Origin of the sequence: Marinomonas sp. MED121, from assembly GCF_000153025.1 — a bacterium.
Lineage (GTDB): Bacteria > Pseudomonadota > Gammaproteobacteria > Pseudomonadales > Marinomonadaceae > Marinomonas.
Window position 1 is genome coordinate 338,339 of the sequence record NZ_CH672432.1, and the last position, 18,687, is coordinate 357,025.

19 protein-coding genes and 1 riboswitch are annotated in these 18,687 nt (G+C 40.5%); of the genes, 4 read left to right on the forward strand and 15 right to left on the reverse strand.

Going from position 1 to position 18,687, the window contains the following annotated elements; genetic code table 11:
• Positions 1-11 precede the first annotated feature (11 nt).
• From MED121_RS16790 to MED121_RS16805, 4 genes are all read left to right on the forward strand, one after another.
• Positions 12-875: a 6-carboxytetrahydropterin synthase gene (locus tag MED121_RS16790; RefSeq protein ID WP_009834936.1), complete on the forward strand. Its 864-nt coding sequence runs from the start codon at positions 12-14 to the stop codon at positions 873-875.
• Positions 872-1,279, forward strand: a complete 408-nt coding sequence (gene hisI / locus MED121_RS16795; protein ID WP_009834937.1) for a phosphoribosyl-AMP cyclohydrolase — start codon at positions 872-874, stop codon at positions 1,277-1,279. Before MED121_RS16790 ends, hisI begins: the two co-directional genes overlap by 4 nt.
• 468 nt (positions 1,280-1,747) lie before the next feature.
• The gene (locus tag MED121_RS16800; protein ID WP_009834938.1) at positions 1,748-3,424 is read left to right on the forward strand and encodes a methyl-accepting chemotaxis protein; all 1,677 of its coding nucleotides are present in this window, start codon (positions 1,748-1,750) and stop codon (positions 3,422-3,424) included.
• Positions 3,425-3,504: 80 nt separating this feature from the next.
• A complete protein-coding gene (locus tag MED121_RS16805; protein ID WP_009834939.1) occupies positions 3,505-4,272 on the forward strand; it encodes a class II glutamine amidotransferase in 768 nt (255 codons plus the stop codon).
• A 76-nt stretch (positions 4,273-4,348) separates the two neighbouring features.
• Here the strand turns inward: MED121_RS16805 and MED121_RS16810 are convergent, their stop codons facing one another.
• The 15 genes from MED121_RS16810 to MED121_RS16880 form a co-directional block, all read right to left on the reverse strand.
• Positions 4,349-6,370, reverse strand: a complete 2,022-nt coding sequence (locus MED121_RS16810; RefSeq protein WP_036180960.1) for a hypothetical protein — start codon at positions 6,368-6,370, stop codon at positions 4,349-4,351.
• Positions 6,371-6,686: 316 nt separating this feature from the next.
• Complete coding sequence (locus MED121_RS16815) at positions 6,687-7,946, reverse strand: endonuclease (protein WP_009834941.1); 1,260 nt, start codon at positions 7,944-7,946, stop codon at positions 6,687-6,689.
• A 309-nt stretch (positions 7,947-8,255) separates the two neighbouring features.
• Entirely contained in the window at positions 8,256-8,867 is a 612-nt protein-coding gene (locus MED121_RS16820) for a thiamine phosphate synthase (RefSeq protein WP_009834942.1), read from the reverse strand.
• Positions 8,868-8,941: 74 nt separating this feature from the next.
• Complete coding sequence (locus MED121_RS16825) at positions 8,942-9,715, reverse strand: thiazole synthase (RefSeq protein WP_009834943.1); 774 nt, start codon at positions 9,713-9,715, stop codon at positions 8,942-8,944.
• A gap of 1 nt (position 9,716) precedes the next feature.
• A complete protein-coding gene (thiS, locus tag MED121_RS16830) occupies positions 9,717-9,914 on the reverse strand; it encodes a sulfur carrier protein ThiS (RefSeq protein WP_009834944.1) in 198 nt (65 codons plus the stop codon).
• On the reverse strand, positions 9,911-10,927 hold the full coding sequence (gene thiO / locus MED121_RS16835; protein ID WP_009834945.1) for a glycine oxidase ThiO: 1,017 nt from the start codon (positions 10,925-10,927) through the stop codon (positions 9,911-9,913). Before thiO ends, thiS begins: the two co-directional genes overlap by 4 nt.
• Positions 10,917-11,639, reverse strand: coding sequence for a TenA family protein (locus MED121_RS16840; RefSeq protein WP_009834946.1), 723 nt, complete (start codon positions 11,637-11,639; stop codon positions 10,917-10,919). Before MED121_RS16840 ends, thiO begins: the two co-directional genes overlap by 11 nt.
• Positions 11,640-11,724: 85 nt before the next feature.
• The gene (locus MED121_RS16845) at positions 11,725-12,660 is read right to left on the reverse strand and encodes an ABC transporter substrate-binding protein (RefSeq protein WP_116371653.1); all 936 of its coding nucleotides are present in this window, start codon (positions 12,658-12,660) and stop codon (positions 11,725-11,727) included.
• A 37-nt stretch (positions 12,661-12,697) separates the two neighbouring features.
• Positions 12,698-13,459 (reverse strand): ABC transporter permease, encoded by a 762-nt coding sequence (locus MED121_RS16850; RefSeq protein ID WP_009834948.1) that lies wholly within the window; start codon positions 13,457-13,459, stop codon positions 12,698-12,700.
• Positions 13,456-14,283, reverse strand: a complete 828-nt coding sequence (locus tag MED121_RS16855) for an ATP-binding cassette domain-containing protein (RefSeq protein ID WP_009834949.1) — start codon at positions 14,281-14,283, stop codon at positions 13,456-13,458. Before MED121_RS16855 ends, MED121_RS16850 begins: the two co-directional genes overlap by 4 nt.
• Positions 14,284-14,286: 3 nt before the next feature.
• Entirely contained in the window at positions 14,287-15,114 is an 828-nt protein-coding gene (thiD, locus tag MED121_RS16860) for a bifunctional hydroxymethylpyrimidine kinase/phosphomethylpyrimidine kinase (RefSeq protein ID WP_009834950.1), read from the reverse strand.
• 61 nt (positions 15,115-15,175) lie between these two features.
• A riboswitch (TPP riboswitch) is annotated at positions 15,176-15,280 on the reverse strand.
• 180 nt (positions 15,281-15,460) lie between these two features.
• Entirely contained in the window at positions 15,461-16,507 is a 1,047-nt protein-coding gene (locus tag MED121_RS16865; RefSeq protein WP_009834951.1) for a lipase secretion chaperone, read from the reverse strand.
• 18 nt (positions 16,508-16,525) lie between these two features.
• Positions 16,526-17,470 (reverse strand): triacylglycerol lipase, encoded by a 945-nt coding sequence (locus tag MED121_RS16870; RefSeq protein WP_009834952.1) that lies wholly within the window; start codon positions 17,468-17,470, stop codon positions 16,526-16,528.
• 178 nt (positions 17,471-17,648) lie between these two features.
• Positions 17,649-17,906 carry a sulfurtransferase TusA gene (tusA, locus tag MED121_RS16875; RefSeq protein ID WP_009834953.1) on the reverse strand — a complete coding sequence of 86 codons (258 nt, stop codon included), beginning with the start codon at positions 17,904-17,906 and terminating at the stop codon, positions 17,649-17,651.
• Between the two features lie 42 nt (positions 17,907-17,948).
• Positions 17,949-18,548: an alpha/beta family hydrolase gene (locus MED121_RS16880; protein WP_009834954.1), complete on the reverse strand. Its 600-nt coding sequence runs from the start codon at positions 18,546-18,548 to the stop codon at positions 17,949-17,951.
• Positions 18,549-18,687 lie beyond the last annotated feature (139 nt).

Genomic DNA, 18,687 nt, shown 5'->3' on the forward strand with positions numbered 1-18,687 from the left:
AGGAGTTACCTTTGAAGCTTTTCGTTAAAAACCTAACCCACGTAGACTTTTCTCTATTTGATACTGGCCGTGGCCTATTAGGTGAAAGCTGGCATACGGATGTGGTGCTTGAAGGTAATCTCAATGACGAGAGTATGGTGTGTGATTTTAGCATTGTTAAAAAGCTGATTAAAAAATGGCTAGACGAGAATATAGACCATTGCTTGGCCATTCCTCACCAAAATGCATCAGTAAGTATGGATACTAAGGACGATGCTAAGCACGTGTTTGAGTTTGATAAAGGGGGTGAAAATCATTTTTATTGCGCTGCGCCAAAGCAAGCTTTTTGTATTCTGCCCCTTGAAGAAGTCACACCAGAAGCGGTTGCCTCTTGGTGCGAAGATCAAATCATGGCCATCTTGCCTGCTGACCTTGCCCAAGTAAGCATCACTTTTACACCTGAAGCTATACAAGGTGCACAATATCAGTACAGTCATGGCCTTAAAAAACATGATGGTAACTGCCAGCGCATTGCTCATGGACATAGATCAACCATAGATATCTTTAAAGACGGGGTAAAATCCCTTGAGCTTGAGCAAGATTGGGCCAAACGCTGGCATGATATTTATATTGGCACTGAAGAAGACTTGATCGGCATTATTAGTGAAAAAGGACATCACTTTCATCACTTTGCTTATGAAAGCCAACAGGGCCATTTTGAGTTAATTATTAGCAGCAAACAAACCTACATGATACATACGGATACAACGGTTGAATCCTTGTCGAGCCATATCACAGATACATTAGCCAACGAGAATCCAGGTCGTAATATTGAAGTCCATGCCTATGAAGGCATAGGTAAAGGCGCCATTTCAAATAAGGTTGTAAGTTTATGAGTTTGAAGACGTTTGAAACCCTTCCTCAAGGTACTGAGTTAGGGCTAAAAGAAATATTAAGTCATTTGAAAAAAGATGATGCCGGCTTAATAGCTGCCATTGCACAACAACATGATACTGGCGAAGTACTCATGCTGGCTTATATGAATGAGAAATCTATCCTGGAAACCTTAGAAACGGGTCAAGTTTGTTATTGGTCTCGTTCACGCCAAACTTATTGGCGCAAGGGAGAAAGCTCAGGTCATAGGCAATCACTTGTTTCTATGTCTTTTGATTGTGATGGCGACTGCATACTATTAAAGGTCGATCAAAAAGGGCCTGCTTGTCATACCAATCGACGCAATTGCTTTTTCTTCGAAGTGAATCAAGACAAGGTCATCATCAATTCTAAACCCATGAGCTAGAGGCTTTCATCTAGCTAAAGACTTCTCACTTCGTTATTAAGTGTTAAAGCTGTTTACATTATTCAGTTTTAACACTTCATTTACCTCCCTATTTTCCACCTAGCTTTTTCCCCTACTAGCAATCACCACCTTATCATTACCAAGTGCGGCAAGTATCTTGCTAGTGTTTATTGATGTTAATTCATAAAGCGAGATACTAAACTGACTTTTAGGTCAGGTATTTACTGAGGTTAGACTCACTTTGAATCTGAACTAAACTTAAATTAATGAATAAGAATTAATTATCATTAAGTGAAATATTTATGCACTTTTAACCATAAATTGCCTTTTCTTTTTGCTAATTAACTGTAAACTTCAAATTAACCAGTGTAATTGATTGTAATTATAGTACCGTACAGCAGGATGCTCTGGGCTAGAATTCCACTAAAAAGCATGGATGAATAATTAAATGTTTGGGTACTCACTACTATGCTCGATTTATCAGTAAAAACGAAAACCTTGTCTCTCGTCGCACTCTTCTCAGTGCTTATTATTGCCCTAAGCATCAATTCAGCCTACTCAAGCAAAAAAGTCGCACAAGAACTCAACACCCTATCCACCCATAGCCTTGCGCTTATAAAAAATCTCGAAAAGAGCCGACAATTATTACTAAAGCAATCAGTTGAATTTGAGCGCGGTTACTTTCAGGTCTCTATCGCAAAATCTTTAAGTGGTTATGGGGTTGAACAAATCACTGAGTCTGAAGAGGCATTTAAAGGCTTTACCAGTGAACTTGAACAAAGCTTGGTAGATGTGACAGACACATTAAATGTAATGCCCAAGAATGTAGAGCTCGATGAACTTTTTATCCTTATTGAATCATTAAAGGAAGATCAAGTAGCCTTTTTAGACGCCAGTAGTACGACCTATGGCTGGTGGACAAAACTTAAAACCATGCAAGCCAATAAGGCACGTAAAGCCGCAAAAGTCAGCCTTGATGACATTAATGCTGATATGGAAGAAATCATTGCTAAGATAGATGCCTATGTGGCCAAGGTAAATACAAGTCAAAATCAAAACCTTGAACAGAACGTAATCACATCCTCTATCGTGGCACTTGTTGCTATTAGTATTGGCATCATCATTAGTCTATTAATGGTAGGCAATATTTCAAACGCCCTTCAAGGGGCAGTAAATCGTGCTAAAGAAATTGCAGCCGGCAATTTAACACAAGCCAGTTCAAGCAAACGTTCAGAAGCCAAACGTGATGAAATTGGTCAACTTGAAGTTGCCATGGACACCCTAGTAACGCAACTAAGCAGTATATTAAATGATGTATCTGTTTCAAGCCATTTGCTAACAGAAGCCGCTGACAACCTAAACGAAGAAACACGTAACTCGTCAAAAATGGTTGAAGAGCAACAATCTGAAACAGGCCTTATCTCTCAAGCAATCAATGAGATTCAATCAACCGCTATGCATGTGTCGGAATCCACATCGGATGCCAGTGCAGCAGCTCAGGACGCTGCAGTGGCAGCGGATGAAGGCCATAAAATCGTATTGGGCACCATTAACTCAATTGAAAACTTAGCGACTGAAATTAATGGCGCTGCGCAAACGATTAATAAGTTAGAAGAAGACACAAATAATATCACTCAAATTTTGAATGTCATTTTAGGCATAGCAGAACAAACCAACCTACTCGCCCTTAATGCTGCAATTGAAGCAGCGAGAGCCGGTGAACAAGGACGAGGTTTTGCGGTTGTTGCTGACGAAGTGAGAACCTTGGCGCAAAATACGCAAGATGCAACACAGCAAATTGAGCAGATGATTAGCAAGCTACAATCCGGTACCAATTTGGCGGTACAAGCGATGAAGTCTAGCCACTCTATTTCGACCGATGTGGTTGAAATAGTAAAAGAAGAAGAAGCATCATTGCAGAGTATCAACGGCTCAGTGTCTAAAATTCGTGATATGAATGATCGAATTTCAGCGACCGCTGAAGAACAGGCAAACGTAACCTCTGAAGTCAATCAAAACGTGAGTAATATTGCTGACATTGCGTTGAAATCAACTGAGTCAATTCACACTATTAATGATGATGCGGCTAAAGTGGCAAAACTTGCTAAGCAACTATGTGATAAGATCGAATACTTCAAGATTTAATATCTGCTCCAGCTAAATCCAATATGGCTCTTGCCCAAAGAGCCATTTCCTCTCACACCTCATAGAACGGAGATATCTTAATGTGCCGATGGGTTGCCTATAAAGGGCAGGAAATATATCTAGAATCCTTGCTATTTGACTCTGAACACTCCCTCATAGATCAAAGCTTAAGTGCTCGTAAATCTCAAGTCACCGTGAATGCAGATGGCTTTGGTCTTGGTTGGTATGATGAGCGCAGCGAACCCGGCCTATATCACGAGATCATGCCAGCTTGGAGTGACTGCAACCTTAAAAGCTTGAGCGCTCACATAAAGAGCAAACTCTTTTTTGCCCATGTAAGAGCGTCCACAGGAACCGCCACAAACCGCTCCAACTGCCACCCTTTTGCCTATAAGAACTGGCTTTTTATGCATAATGGTCAAATTGGGGATTATGAAGCTATACGCTGGCATTTAGACCGTTTGATACCAGAGCACCTATACAGCCATCGCAAAGGCGCCACTGATTCTGAATTGATCTTCTTATTATTGATTGCCAACGGATTGGAACACGATTTAGAGAAATCAGTTAAAACCACCATTAAACAAATTGAAGCCATTATGCGAGACAAAGGCATCACAGAAGCCTTTCGTTTAACTGCGGTTATCTCTGACGGTGAAGAACTGACAGCCATCCGCTATTCAAATGATGACCAACCTGCAAGCCTATATTATAAGCTGTTTGATGGCCATCTAGTGCTTGCCTCCGAACCTTCTGAGCACAGCACGAAAGGCTGGCAACATGTCTGTCCAAATCATATTGGCAGCATTGACCAAAACGGCTTATCCAGCAGACCATTATTTGATTAAGCCTTATAAAGTTAAAACCCGTGCACAAAAAAGGACGCGATGGCGTCCTTTTTTGTGCACTAGCCTCTTTAAACCATTAAAAATTAAGAGACAGTACGTTGGTTTTACTCACCCTATGACGATATATTTCACGTAAATATTTAATCGATTTTTTCACGTTTTCAACATCGAGACGAATATCATTGATAGAGACAAACTTCTCTTGATCGTCGATTAATTCACGATATTTTTTCTCGTACATAGGCTTAATCGCGTACCAATTCGTATCCAAAATTTTCGCAGGATTCTCATGGGTATTAAAGTAACGATCCACTTCTTCTTCATTAAACTCTTCAGTCGTAATAAAGTTTAAAATCGCTTTATCCACTTCATCACTAAAGCGATACTCGTCACGGGCAAAGCATCGTTTAACATAGGCAACCATCAAGGTTAAAAAGTCATCACTCAAGCAAGGACTCTTAGCAACCAGAGTTGTTAATGATAAGTTGGCAGATGCACCAATCACTAGCGCATAACGCTTCAATGTTGTATTCGGGAATAAACTATTAAGATGTAATTTCAAACGATTCAATGCAGTAAAAGACAGTTTATAATCCTTTGGCAAAGAAATAATCGAAACAACTGAAGAACAGTTTTTGAAGAAATGTAAGTGATTTAAACTGTTAGTATCATAGCCAGATTCACGATAATTTTTCAGCGCTTCACTATAGCTAGATGACTCAATCGGTAAAATACTGATCCCTTCGATCGCAGATGTATCTTGATTAAAGTGGGGTAAATCAATCGATCGACAGAATAAATCATCGATGTCGATATTTTCTTTAGTACTACTTGTGACCACACTTTCAGCGTAAGCAATTGCAACGGGGCCCGCCAAACTCATAAACAAATCATTGGCATCAAGGCGTATGGTTTCAGCAATATCCACACCCGCACGACGGAAGTAATCTTCATCATAATCTGTGGTGACAGCTTGAGCGGTCAAGATATTAAAGATTTGCTGAGAGATATACTGGTTCGCATATTTCTCCATGGTATTTACATCAATGTCTGATTCAGCCCCATCGTTCTCTTCTGCATATCGCATAATGTCATTAGAAATTAACATCATGGAGTTCCAAGGACGTATACGCTGCATCACATTGCTAGGGTGATCATGATCTTCCCTTTCTACGTTATATGAGAAATCCCACTCTTCCGATAAGTATTTACAAAGCAAACGACCCGCATTGATATGGAGTGCTTCGGAGACTTCGATCTTGTCACCTGAAATATTTGGCAAGATACAAATACCAGAGGTAAAAATAGGCTCAAACACAAAGCTATGACGTTTATCTAAAACCTTACTTTGCGCTGAGTGATAGTCGAAGGTTTTACTCATATAAGAGTACTGCTGGGCCAATCCAAACTCGGAAGCCATACCAGACCCTGTCCCCCCACCAGCACTGAAAATATAAAAGTACAAGCGTGATTGATTGGCTTTAATACCACACGAATCAACCAAATAAGAGTGCATATGACGCCAAGCCGAATTATTAAAACTGTTGGTGTCTTTATTAAGAATAATTTTAGCCAGATATTGACCTAGGATGGGGGCATTACCCGCACCCCCTGCATGCACTTCAGATAAGTCCATGATTTGCAGTTTTTTGTATTCATCTAGGAAATTACTACGACCATTTTGCGAAGAAAAACGAATACGCCCTTCGATGTCTTTATCAAGGTCACCTAGCATCACCACAGGTTCAATGAGGAAAACCGGCCTAGGCTCGCCCTTGATCTCAATCGGCAGATGTTTTTGGATCCAGCGCATAGGCCTGAACTCACCTTCGGAGCTTGCCTTGTCTTGCAACTCCAAATCAGCCATGTAGTTACTACGAGCATTATAAACAAGCGTCGCCACATCCAGTGCGATATTTGAGCCACAACGCCCCAATCCGATCAAACAAACAGAGGGAAAATTTTGGTCGTTTATTTCGCTTTCAGGGTCTAGATTAGGGAATATTTGTCGACGAACAATGTCGAGGTTTTCAAGGATATTGTCTAGATTCTCTTCTGTATAATAGAGATGCTCATTTAATGCTACATCCTTACTCATCATAATGCCCTTATATGAATAGTTAACACAGATAACACCTCATTCAAAAGTAGGATAATGACATCACTACTTCATCATTTAATATAAATTGTCACATTTTTCTAAATTTAAAAATGCTAACTCGTTATAAATAAGATGTTTTTAATTGTTAACTAAGTAAGATATCAGATGAGTAGCACAAAAGATATATTGACAGATAGACATTGATTTACATATACCTTCATAAAAACAATAAGTTACATTTTTATTAATCTAATGAATTCCATTAAAATTAGGGCCAACATCCTTATTAGCCTTAATTTAAAACGAGAATTATTTAGCCACACTGACCTGAGTAAAACTCAGCCACCCATTCAGGATGATCAATCAAAGGGTTTCGATTGCCTTGCCACTCTTGAATACGATCATTACGCCTCATTTCATTTGCATCAACAGCATCTTCTTGGTGCCAGGTATATAAGGTACAGATCACACCAAAGAAAGAATCACCTGTTTCTGAACTGGTGTTATTCACAAGGTATAAATCACTCATGTTACCGTCAGACCCATCGTATCTCACATCCATATAAAAGATCATACGGGCAACATCTCCTTTGATATCATCCATAGGTTCAAAACTTTCACTGGTAGCATAAGTATCAGCAGCCTCTCCTTGTGCACTTCCGCCCTCATCATAGTCTTTGTTCGAACGCGAGCTATTGACGGTTTTATCCGCCGGTCTTATATGGTGAATATCCGTATAGCCATATTGTGAAGTAGACGCAAAACCAAGAGATTTTGGCCACACATGCTCTCTATTCCAGCTTTGATTATCAAATCCAGTTTGACCATCCCTATCACTCTTATCATGGCTTCTTCTTGTATAAAGTAAAATCACATTACTGGTGTTATCTGGATCTTCATCTGTATATTGCAAGGCATCCCATACTTCGCTATAGCTAAGTTTAGTATGATTGACCTCCAGCAAATCTTGTAAGGCGGCCTTTAGGCTTGCACCAGAAAGGTTAGTAACTGAATCATAATAATCACCACTATAAGAAACACCTTCACCAGAACCATTATTACCACTACAATCTTGACTCAAATTACCAGTAGATGGAGTATCTATTGAACTTGTTGCCCAATCGGACTCACTCGTACTAGAGGAAATATTAGTACGATATAAAGAGACATATTTTGCTGATAAATCCCAGCCTGAGACCTTTCCTTCCCAAGCAACTAAGTCGACCAGGGTGTTGGCATTATATAGCTCAAGATAATCACCAGAATTACCAAGAGAGAGAGTTAAGTCAGATGCATCTGGAGCAAAGCCATACAAGGCTTCAAAACCAGATGAGCTTCTTGCAAGGGTTAAATAGGTATTTGCCGCTAATGTTCCTGACAAACTATAAGTAGAGCCATTATCTTTTAATTGATAGCTAGAAAGGTCTACCACATCACAACCTGGATTAAATATTTCAACCCACTCTTCTGATGAATCAGTGCCAGGAGTATCGTAAAGAACTTCAGATATTTGTAACTCAGCAAAACCAAAACTACTACCAAAAAGTAACAGACTTGTCATAGGTGCTTTCATACATCTTTCCTTATAAGTTAATTAGTTAGCATCACAATTGGTGAATAATTAACCTACAAGGCTTGTGCCAAAGCATTATGACAAGGCATATATTTTTAATAGAGGTTCAGATTGTAGAACCAAAAGTTCACTATATGACCTTTTGGTCAGAATTGAAGCAATATAAACAGGATTTATTGAAAAACCAACGAACGAGTAATCCAAAGAACAAACTGAGTATGATTCAGCCGAAAATACCCAAATTTCAAAGAAAGGGAACTAACTGGGTATTTTTTACACAGTTAGTTCAAAGAAGAGATTTGGCAATTTTTAGCGCGTTGCTGCTAACCAGGCTTGAACTTGCCGCTCAGGATTTTGGTTCAAAGTAATGTCAGTCACTGCCGCAACACTGTCTGCTTTGGCTTCAAATGCCCCCTTAGATCTTTCAATCGTCATGCCACCAATAGCGATAAGGGGAATTTGTCCGATTTGCGCTTTCCAAAGCGTTAACTTCTCAACCCCTTGTTGGTGCCATTTCATTTTCTTTAATATGGTTGGATACACTGGCCCTAACGCAATGTAATCAGGGTTTAACGCTAAAGCACGCTCCAGCTCCTCTTCACAATGGGTGCTTATGCCGAGTTTAATGCCCGCAGATTTAATCGCCTCAATATCAGCCACATCAAGATCTTCTTGTCCCAAATGCACATAGTCGCAACCTAATTCTATCGCCAGTTGCCAGTAGTCATTGATAACCAGCTGGCAGTCATATTGATAGCATAATGCTTTCGCTTCCACTATTTGTGCCTTAATACGCTCTTGGCTTTCATCTTTAATTCTAAGCTGTACTAGTTTAATTCCCAGTGGCACTAGCCTTTCGAGCCAATCATAAGAATCAAAGATGGGATAAAATCTGTCTAACTGTGTCATTGCGCTACTCATTCTATTTTTCATCTTATTTGTGCAATCAAGAGACCAGTCTAATAACCCCCTAATTAATTTATAAACTAAGCGAATTAGCTTAAAAAAGCCTTCCCCATCATAGGCGTTGAAGGCTCTGCCATGTCTCTAGCATCAATTGGATCAGCCTCAAATGCGAGCAAACCAGCTTCTATCGCCAAATTAAAAGCCTTAGCCATAGCAACTGGATCTCCCGCCCCTGCCACCGCTGTATTAAGAAGAACAGCATCAAACCCCATCTCCATAGCTTGAGACGCGTGGGAAGGAACGCCAATACCAGCATCAACAATTAAAGGCGTATCAGGAAAATGCGAACGCATTGTCTTTAACGCATAGGGGTTATTTAACCCTCGACCAGAGCCAATTGGCGCCCCCCAAGGCATTAAGACTTCACAACCTGCTTGCAATAACTTCTCAGCGACAATCAAATCATCAGTGGTATAAGGAAAGACTTTAAAGCCATCCTCCACCAAGATTCTGGCCGCTTCGACCAACTCAAACACATTTGGCTGTAAGGTATCTTCTTCACCAATGACCTCTAACTTCACCCAATCCGTATTAAAAACTTCTCGGGCCATGTGCGCCGTGGTGACGGCTTCTTTTACTGTGTAACATCCGGCCGTATTGGGTAAGACCTTAAGCTTTAAGTCTTGGATAATTTGCCAAAAGGCTTGCCCAGCAAGGTCACCACCACTTTCACGCCTTAGTGAGACAGTGACAATTTGACTCTGACTCTGTTTGATTGACTCAGAAAGAATGGCTGGTGATGGGTATTGAGCACTGCCTAAAAGTAATCGATTGCTAAATTTTTCACCGTAAACGTCTAACATGCTATCCACCTTGCATCGGCGCTAATACTTCAAGTTTATCGCCTTCATTAATCTGTGTATGTTTGCGCTGTGATAAGGGAACGAAATCACCATTAATTGCGGTTGCTATCGTTACATCTTGATAACCTAATTGAACCAGAACAGCCTCAAGCTCAGTATGATCAACTTGGGTTTGCATCCCATTTAAAAATATCTTCATGCCCTATCTTCCTTCAATTTGAAATCGGCGAGTTTTTCAATTTCATCTTTATCATTAATAATGGAATCAGCTGCGAGTTTCGCCATGTAAGGTGCTAACAGATAACCGTGGCGATACAGGCCGTTAATACGCCAAATTTGGTTCTTTCTTTCTACTCTTGGTAAGTTGTCGATGAATGCAGGTCTTAGATCAACGCCCATTTCAATTATTTCAGCTTCAGCGAAACTTGGGTGCAAGGCATAAGCAGAGCCAAGTAGTTCTAACATTGAGCGCACACTGAATTGATTACCATGACCATTTTCAATCATGGTGGCACCTATCATGAAATTTTGATTATCACGGGGGACAACATACAGAGGAATTCTTGGATGAAGCAGTCTAACAGGGCGAGAAAGCGATATTTCATTCGTCTTTACTAATAACATCTCACCTTTCACTGGCCTTAGGCCTTCTAAAGCCTTAGCCCCATTAAAACCTCGACAATCCACCACCTTTTCTGGCAAGAGGTCTTCTGGTTCAATCTCTTGCTCAAAGTGAATCTTAACCCCTAACTTCTGAACAACCTCTGATAATCTAATTAAGGCTTTTCTAGGGTCTAAATGCGCTTCATTTTTAAAAAAAAGTGCTTCTTGATATTGAGACGCTAGGTCAGGCTCAAGTGAGGCAATAACATCGTGACCCACCACTTCATAGCCGTGTGTGCGTCTTGCAAAACGCTTAAGTTCTTTTTTATCTCTTTGCTGTGCAAAGACCAAAGTGCCTTTCGCATCAACAAAATCTTCTCCTAAGGCATTTTGCCACCAAACTAATGACGCTTTACCATATTCGAGCACAACAGGTTCGGCATTTTCGGCCTCACACCAAGGCGCCAACATACCACCAGCAAACCAAGAGCAGGCTTTTTCACCCACCTTTGATCCTCGCTCGAACATCTCTACCTCAATACCTTGTTGCGCTAGCTGCCAAGCAAGGGACAAACCAGCAACACCCGCACCGACAATATTAACCTTCATTGACATCTAAACCTTGCTGCCAAAATGCAGCTTCCATCCTGGTGGCTGTGGCAAAAATACGACTTAACTTAGCCCAGCGCGATGAATCTGCTGAAATACTTTGTAATAAGCTTTCCAAATGTGTCATTTGCGCCAAGGCTGATTCAATAAACTCACTTGATGCGTAGGTCTCAATCCATTCTAAATAAGGATTACCTTGTTTTAAGGTTTTAATATCTTGATCTAGACTAAAACCAATTTGCGCATAACCTAGTGCACAAGGTGCCAGTGCAACGAGCAAGTCAGTTAGATCACCCGCTTGCCCTGCATCTAAGACAAAACGCGTATAAGCGACAGTCGCGACACCTTCGTCTAATTCGTCGATCGCTTGCTCTTCAAGACCCCATTCTTTGCAGCAACCAATATGCAGCTGAATTTCATTTTCTATCAAGCCAGTTAAACATGCGAGGTTAGGAAGCATGTCTTCTATCGAATCGCTTTTATAAATAGCCAATGCATAGGCTCTGGCGTACTGTTTAAGGAATAAATAATCTTGCTGTAAATAATGCTGAAAAGCAGGTTTTGACAAACACCCTGCTGCTAGCTGATTGACAAAATCATGCTGCGTATACGCCAACCAATCTGCTTCATTTGGCTTAACTAGCATTTCATTGAGACGATTAAACCCTTTAAGGGACATCAAGTTTTCGCTCATCATGTTTTCATCTGACATAAAAATCACTCCAAAGGGCTTTAACACTCAAATAAAAGCTAAAATCAGCACTAAAACCCGGAACTTAAAATAGGTTAAATACCCATTAAAAAAGGTAGTCGTTAGTATTTGGCAGTTTTGAAATGATGCCAGCTGATTGTAAGAACTCAGCATATGACTGATAACGGTTTGCATCATAAGCGGCTGGGCGAAGCGCTAATCGCGTCAGGGTATCTTTCCAAGCCAGTTGATTAAGTTTGGTATCAAGGTCTTTCTTGTAGGATTTAAATAATTCCCACGCATCATTTGGGTGATTAACGATATATTGGGTTGCCAGCTCTAATGCGCGATTAAACTTAGCCACTTGCGCTTTATTCACTGACGTAGAATTAGCCACAACAACTAACTCATCATAAGGAGGAACCCCTTCTTCTTCTACGAAAAAGGCCTTACCTTCATAACCTTCCATCGCCAGCTGATGCATTTCAAAGTTACGATAACCACCATAGATAGCATCGACTTTCTTAGAAGCTAATGAGCTTGATAAAGCCCAACCAACATTGATGACTGACACATCCTTTAAACTTAGACCTGAGTTTTCAAGCATCACACCGATTGTTGCTTCGCTCACGCCGCCAGAAATTGCTGTGCCGATTGACTTACCTTTAAGGTCAGCCAAAGAGTTAATATCACCATTTTTCAATACCATTAGCGTATTAAGGGGTGTTGCTATCAAAGTTGAAATACGTGTAAGAGGCAATCCATGTGCGACATTTTGAATCAGCTCTGGTTGGTAAGTCACTGCGAAATCAACCTTGCCCGCAGCAACCAATTTAGGCGGCATGCTAGGGTCTGCTGGCTCTTGCAAGTTGACACTTAACCCTTGCTCTTTAAACAGACCTTTTTGCTCTGCGATAATCAAGGCAGCATGGTCTGGGTTAACAAACCAATCTAGCATCACATCAATGCTCTCTTGCGCTTGAATACTCAAACTTAGTAATGAGCCCGCTATTAATGCATTTAACTTTTTCAACATGGACATTATTTTTCTCTTATTTAAGGGTGATAACTATTAACTATTAACTATTATCTTGCTGCCAAAAGATCAGTTTCTTGAGACATTGATCGGCAAGATAATAGAGTGAGATCGAAAGCAGGCAGAGAAGAAATAGCGCAGCAAACATGTCTGCCACTTGCATACGTGCATTGGCATAAAGCATGAAGTAACCAAGGCCTTGGGAAGACCCAACCCATTCACCTATGATGGCACCAATAGGAGCAACCACCATTGCCATACGAAACCCTGATGCCATAACAGGCAGTGCTGCTGGCAACTGAATTCTAAAGAGGATACTTAAGCGGTTAGCCCGCATTGACTGAGCAAGCTCAAGGTAATCTTTTGATGATTGTCTGAGCCCATCAAAAGAGGTCATTAGAATGGGAAAGAAGATAATGACAGCCGCCATAATGACTTTAGAGGCGATTCCATAACCAAACCACAAGACAAGAATTGGCGCTATCGCAAAGACAGGAATGGCTTGACTGAAAAGCAATACAGGTAATAACCAGAGACGAACAGGCTTAAAATAAACCATTAGAATGGCAAAAATTAAACCTGCACTTACACCAAGTACAACACCAAATATGATCTCAATCAAAGTCACTAAAAAATGTGGATACAAGACATCCGTTAACTGCCAAAGCCTACTGAACACCTTCTCTGGTGATGGCAAGATAAAGCTTGGCACCTGAGTGATTGCAACCAGTGCCCACCATAGAAGGATGATGGCAAAGCTGACAATTAAAACCCGAAAAAGGCTCTCATTCATGCCTAATTTCATTGTCTGGCCTGCATGATCTGCATCAACTGACTGTGATAGCCAGAAACTTCATACCCAATATTTCTAGGCGGCACGCTACTCGGCAGCGGCATAGGCGCCAATCTATTAAAAAGCGTTTCGTTTTTTGTATGTCTTGAAAAATGTAAAACCTGGTGCCCCATAATTAATGCTTCCAGTGGATCATGGGTCACGAGAAGCACAGTCTTATCTTTAAATAAATGACAACTTAGCTGCTGCAATTTATCACGGGTAATGGCATCAACAGATGAAAACGGCTCGTCCATCAAAATAATGGATTTATCTTGAATTAAGGTTCTGGCTAAAGCGACCCTTTGCCTCATCCCACCAGATAAAGTGGAGACCTGATTATCGGCTTTATCAGCTAAACCCACTTGCTCTAAAATGGATAAGGCTCGATTTTTTAACGTCGGGTCGAATTGATTTTTCTTGGTAAACATTGGCCGCTTTAGATCATAAGCAAGCAGCACATTATCAATAACAGATAACCAGGGCAGCAATAGATCCTGTTGCGCCATATAAGCTAGCGACTCTTGAAAGCTTTTTATTTCCAAGTTTGCTTGATCACTTTTTTGTATGGCCAGCTCATTCAAGAAGACACTTTTATGAAGCCCAACCAAATGTTTTAGCAAACTAGACTTACCACAACCACTTTGCCCTAATAAACATGTTACTTGATTAAAAGGCAGGCGCAGCTCGACATCTTGATAGACGTAATCAAGGTGCTGCTCATATTTAAGGCTTGCCGTTATCAGATACTCATCTTGTGTATCTGAATAAGAAGCTAACTGATTAGACTGAATCATTTATCAGGCCTGATTAAGCATAAAGAAATGATCGACCGGCCCACTTCCCTGACCTAACTGGTAGTCTTTAGCGGCAACCAAGGCTTGAGAAATATATTCCTTAGCTTTCCTAATTGATTCAGACATAGAAAAACCTTGAGCGAGATAACTCGTTATTGCTGATGACAAGGTACACCCTGTGCCATGTGTATTGTTTGTCGACACCCTTTTTTTAGAGAAGTAGTCAACTTGGTTTTCAGTCACCCAAATATCTGTGCTGTCTTGGGCGTCCATATGTCCACCTTTTAATAAAACACCTTGAGAACCCAGCGCTAAAAGCCCTTGTGCGGTGTTTTTTAATTCTGCGTTTGATTTTGGAAAAGCATTAAGGTCACGTCCTAATAAGACTTGAGCTTCATATAGATTTGGCGTAATTAAATCCGCTAAGGGGATTAAGTGATTCACGAGACTGGAAATTGCTTTAGACTCTAATAAAACATCGCCGCTTGTTGCGACCATAACTGGATCTAGAATAATAACCTTAGGTTGATGCTTTTTAAGCATCTGAGCAATCATATAAATGGTATCCGCGTCTGAAAGCATGCCAATTTTAACCGCATCAACTTTCATATCACAGAAAATGCTTTCTAATTGGGCTTTAACAAACGCTTGCGGGACCGGATGAATGTCAGTCACACCTTGTGTATTTTGCGCCGTAAGCGCAGTTATCACAGAGCATGCATATGAGCCGGTAGCCGACATGGCTTTAATATCTGCCTGAATACCAGCGCCACCACCGCTATCTGAGCCTGCAATGGTTAAAGAGATGTGAGGTTGATTATGTGTGTACATATATGGCTCCTAATAAAACTGGAGCCTAAATAAGACAGACTGATTGAGATTGTCTATATAGAAATGAGGCTTGCCAGTTCCCTACGCCAGTATTAACTGGGTCAGGTTCAACGGGTCTAGAGGCAAGCCTCAGTCTCAGCTCAAAAGAGCACCCCGACTAACTAAATCTGTATTGCTGTTAAGCAAATTTTGCGTGGATAGTGCCTCGTGAATCTATCCATGTCAACCGCTTAATAAACTGCTTTAACTTATTACAGCCAAGTTTCTCATATCAATTTACTCTATTTTTCTTATGTAATTCAACAAGATAAAATAAATTCACTTGTAGCATTTAAATGAACAAGCTTCACTGATAGATTTTCTCAAGAGTGGCCAATCGCTTCTTTTCACTATCGGAAAAGTTTAATGCGATTAAGTTTTCAATCTCTTGTTGTTGAAGGTCAAGAGAAAGACTTGAGCTTTGAATTGCCTTTTTTTGATCCATAAAAGCTAACACCTTGGTTTTTAATACCTGCCTAGAGCCTCTAACATTAGCAAGCCTTTGCGCAGCTTCGATCCCAAATGCTTGGGATTGAAGGACAAATAAATCTTCACCATTCTCTTCGCTTTGCAACTCCAATCGTGAGATAACTTGGGTTAACTTATCGCCATCATTTGAATCGGTTTGCGTGTTTGAACCTTGTAAACTTGCAATTAATGCTTGTTCACTCGCGATCTCATCCGCAAAAAATGCCTGCCTATAGTCTTGTTCAAAATATTCATACCTCAATAGATCTATGGCTTGATAAAGGGAAATTTGCCTTTCTACAATGGCCATTCTATCTGTCAGGGCCACATGAACTTGTGAGAACTCATCATCTAATGTTTTAAGGGCGTATTTATAGGCTTGATATTGCTCAAGTAAAGCTAAGGCTTCACTTTGTGCTGGATCAACTAGAGATTGGCGAATATCTTCTTTGATTAAGTCAATCAGTTGCCCATAGGAAAGCTCACCTAATAATGTCATAAAGTAATCAAATCGCTGCTTGATACTAATATGTGCAACCAAGCGCCCTTCTGCATCTACTGGGTAAGCTCCGCCCACTTGCGTACCACGCAGGGAGGAAGATTCCGCCAACCATCTCACTTTATTCTGGTAGTCACTAAAAGCAGGGTTATCTTTTAGGTTAAGTTCTTTCTCTATATTAGCGACGACAGTTTCTTTTAAAACATGTGTTTTTGGATCTATCAGATGAGCACTATCGCTATTTTTCTCAACCTTTAATTTATCTTGATTAGACGTCATTTGAACAGGTGCCGCGATATACGCGACACCGACCCAATTCGCCAAACCAAGAAAGGCCGCACCCGCAAATGCAATGAGACCTAGCTTCTTAATAAGGGAATGCTTCATAAACTCACTGCCCCCTCTTTAAAGGCCAGCGTTTTTCAAACGATTTGCATGTGTGCGATAGACAGTCAGTGGATCTGTCGCAAATAAATGATGGATACCAAAAAATTGGTTCACTTCATCTAGGTGGTTCATGCTGTAATCATTTCGAACAACCATGCCCAAATTACTATCACAGCTTTCGATCAAACCATCATTCTTACTATCGTCAATTAACACAGACGTTAAACCCAGTAGGTAATCACTTGGATCCAGTGCATTGGTAAACGCACTGGCACCACTCCAAGAGTAATAATTCACCCCGTTAACACTGTAGTCGCCTTCCCCACAGGCTGTGGTAGGCACACCTTGAGGGTGATCTTCATTAAAGGCCAATGACCCTTCTGTTGTGAGCGAGGTAAGCATGGATAAAACATCCTGCTCATAACCACCTGCTGAAAGGTAATCAATCACAGTCGCTAATGCCGTTGTTAAACCAGCTAAAACCGCCTCAGCAGCAGAATCCTCAGGAACCGCATTGCGGACAAAGTCGGCCACATCTGAGCCTTTATTTACGCCACCAACTGAGGTGACTGAAGCAATCAAATCGGGTCTGACAGAAGCAACATATCTCACGGTTGGCCCACCATGACTATGGCCAATTAAATTCACTTTATCTGCGCCAGTGGCGGCAATAATATCTTCCACTTCCGCTAAAAGCTGCTCACCGCGTACTTCGACAGACTGACTGTTAGCCACTTGAGTGGTATACACTTCAGCGCCTTCAGAGGATAAGGTTTGTGGGATTTTATACCAGTAATCGACCCCAAGCATTTCATCAAAACCTAAAATGCCGTGAGTTAAAAGAATGGGATATTTGGTTTGGGTATAATCATCATTTGAAGATGAAAACCACCCAGCTTGAGAGCTGACAGACCAAAGAGATGATGACACAAGACAAGCCACTGCTATTGATTTCTTTAACATATTGTTTTCCTTTTCGAGGCTCGCGCCATAATGACAGTTTATTAAAGAAACTATCTTATGGCTGCGTAATGCCGCTTTTTATTTTTATGGAAAATCGAGAATATGAAAGATTCGTGCACAAAACAAACAATTACAGATATGATTTTTTGTTATTTCTCCACTATGTGAAATTTGATATTTAGTTATATCTCAATTCACTTTTTTTCTTTTTAATCCAGTAAAAATAATGTTCATCTTCTTCTTTCTGCTGAATCAACTCATGCCCTAAAAATTGGCAGAATTTGACAATATCACGGGTAGTAGAAGGGTCAGTCGCCTCTACTTTAAGTATCTGATCTGCTTTAATTTTTCGCATTTCAACATGCAACAACATCACAGGCTCTGGACAATAAAGTCCAACTGCATCTAAAAAACTATGATGCTCAATAGTATCCATCAAAACTCCTTTACAATTAAAACCTTGGTACTGCACTATAAATTAAACGGATAATTGTGCAGCAAGCCATTTAGAAATAATGAGATTAATGTCACTCATTATTTGATCTTGATCTTTGCCTGTGGATTTTAACACAGAGAAATCATGATCCGCCCCATCAAACCAATGCACCTTAATATTCTTATGCAATGTATGTTGCTCTACCCAAGCAGGTTTTCCAAACGCATCACGTGTACCTTGAATAATAAGACAAGGTTTTTGCATATGTTCCAAAAAACTTAACCTATGCTTGTCCGGCTTACCTTGCTGATGAAAAGGAAAGCCCAAACACACAATCGCAGCAACCCTTGGATCGGATGACAGCTGAGTCGCCACCCTTCCCCCCATGGATTTACCCGCCACTATTATTGATCCGTCTTTTGCATCTGGATTCAGAAATGACGCAAACTCTTCGACTAATTGCGCAAATTTTGGCGGTGGTCTACGCTTATCTGTTGCCTCTATTTGTTTCATGTAGTCAAAAGTAAGTGGGATGTAGTTGATTTTATGAGTGCGACAAAATGTCACAGCAAATCTGTTCAAAAATCCACCACCATGGCCAAGGCCTGCACCATGGGCCATATAAAAAGAAAAATAACTCATAAAAATATTGCCATATGACAAAGAAAAGCCATTAAAAACAACTTACTTCAATAGAAAAATGATCAAAAACGCTTATAATAGCGCGGCTAGTTTACTCACCGCTTCAGTATGACTTACAAATCATTAACAACTTTTTTAG

Bases quoted from the DNA above. Each gene is read 5' to 3' on its own strand.
- MED121_RS16845 (WP_116371653.1), bottom strand. From the start codon at position 12,660: ATGTCCATGTTGAAAAAGTTAAATGCATTAATAGCGGGCTCATTACTA.
- MED121_RS16815 (WP_009834941.1), bottom strand. From the start codon at position 7,946: ATGAAAGCACCTATGACAAGTCTGTTACTTTTTGGTAGTAGTTTTGGT.
- MED121_RS16850 (WP_009834948.1), bottom strand. From the start codon at position 13,459: ATGAAATTAGGCATGAATGAGAGCCTTTTTCGGGTTTTAATTGTCAGC.
- MED121_RS16880 (WP_009834954.1), bottom strand. From the start codon at position 18,548: ATGAGTTATTTTTCTTTTTATATGGCCCATGGTGCAGGCCTTGGCCAT.
- MED121_RS16855 (WP_009834949.1), bottom strand. From the start codon at position 14,283: ATGATTCAGTCTAATCAGTTAGCTTCTTATTCAGATACACAAGATGAG.
- MED121_RS16805 (WP_009834939.1), top strand. From the start codon at position 3,505: ATGTGCCGATGGGTTGCCTATAAAGGGCAGGAAATATATCTAGAATCC.
- thiD (WP_009834950.1), bottom strand. From the start codon at position 15,114: ATGTACACACATAATCAACCTCACATCTCTTTAACCATTGCAGGCTCA.
- tusA (WP_009834953.1), bottom strand. From the start codon at position 17,906: ATGGATACTATTGAGCATCATAGTTTTTTAGATGCAGTTGGACTTTAT.
- thiS (WP_009834944.1), bottom strand. From the start codon at position 9,914: ATGAAGATATTTTTAAATGGGATGCAAACCCAAGTTGATCATACTGAG.
- MED121_RS16840 (WP_009834946.1), bottom strand. From the start codon at position 11,639: ATGTCAGATGAAAACATGATGAGCGAAAACTTGATGTCCCTTAAAGGG.
- MED121_RS16820 (WP_009834942.1), bottom strand. From the start codon at position 8,867: ATGAGTAGCGCAATGACACAGTTAGACAGATTTTATCCCATCTTTGAT.
- MED121_RS16825 (WP_009834943.1), bottom strand. From the start codon at position 9,715: ATGTTAGACGTTTACGGTGAAAAATTTAGCAATCGATTACTTTTAGGC.
- MED121_RS16810 (WP_036180960.1), bottom strand. From the start codon at position 6,370: ATGAGTAAGGATGTAGCATTAAATGAGCATCTCTATTATACAGAAGAG.
- MED121_RS16870 (WP_009834952.1), bottom strand. From the start codon at position 17,470: ATGTTAAAGAAATCAATAGCAGTGGCTTGTCTTGTGTCATCATCTCTT.
- thiO (WP_009834945.1), bottom strand. From the start codon at position 10,927: ATGAAGGTTAATATTGTCGGTGCGGGTGTTGCTGGTTTGTCCCTTGCT.
- MED121_RS16865 (WP_009834951.1), bottom strand. From the start codon at position 16,507: ATGAAGCATTCCCTTATTAAGAAGCTAGGTCTCATTGCATTTGCGGGT.
- MED121_RS16800 (WP_009834938.1), top strand. From the start codon at position 1,748: ATGCTCGATTTATCAGTAAAAACGAAAACCTTGTCTCTCGTCGCACTC.
- hisI (WP_009834937.1), top strand. From the start codon at position 872: ATGAGTTTGAAGACGTTTGAAACCCTTCCTCAAGGTACTGAGTTAGGG.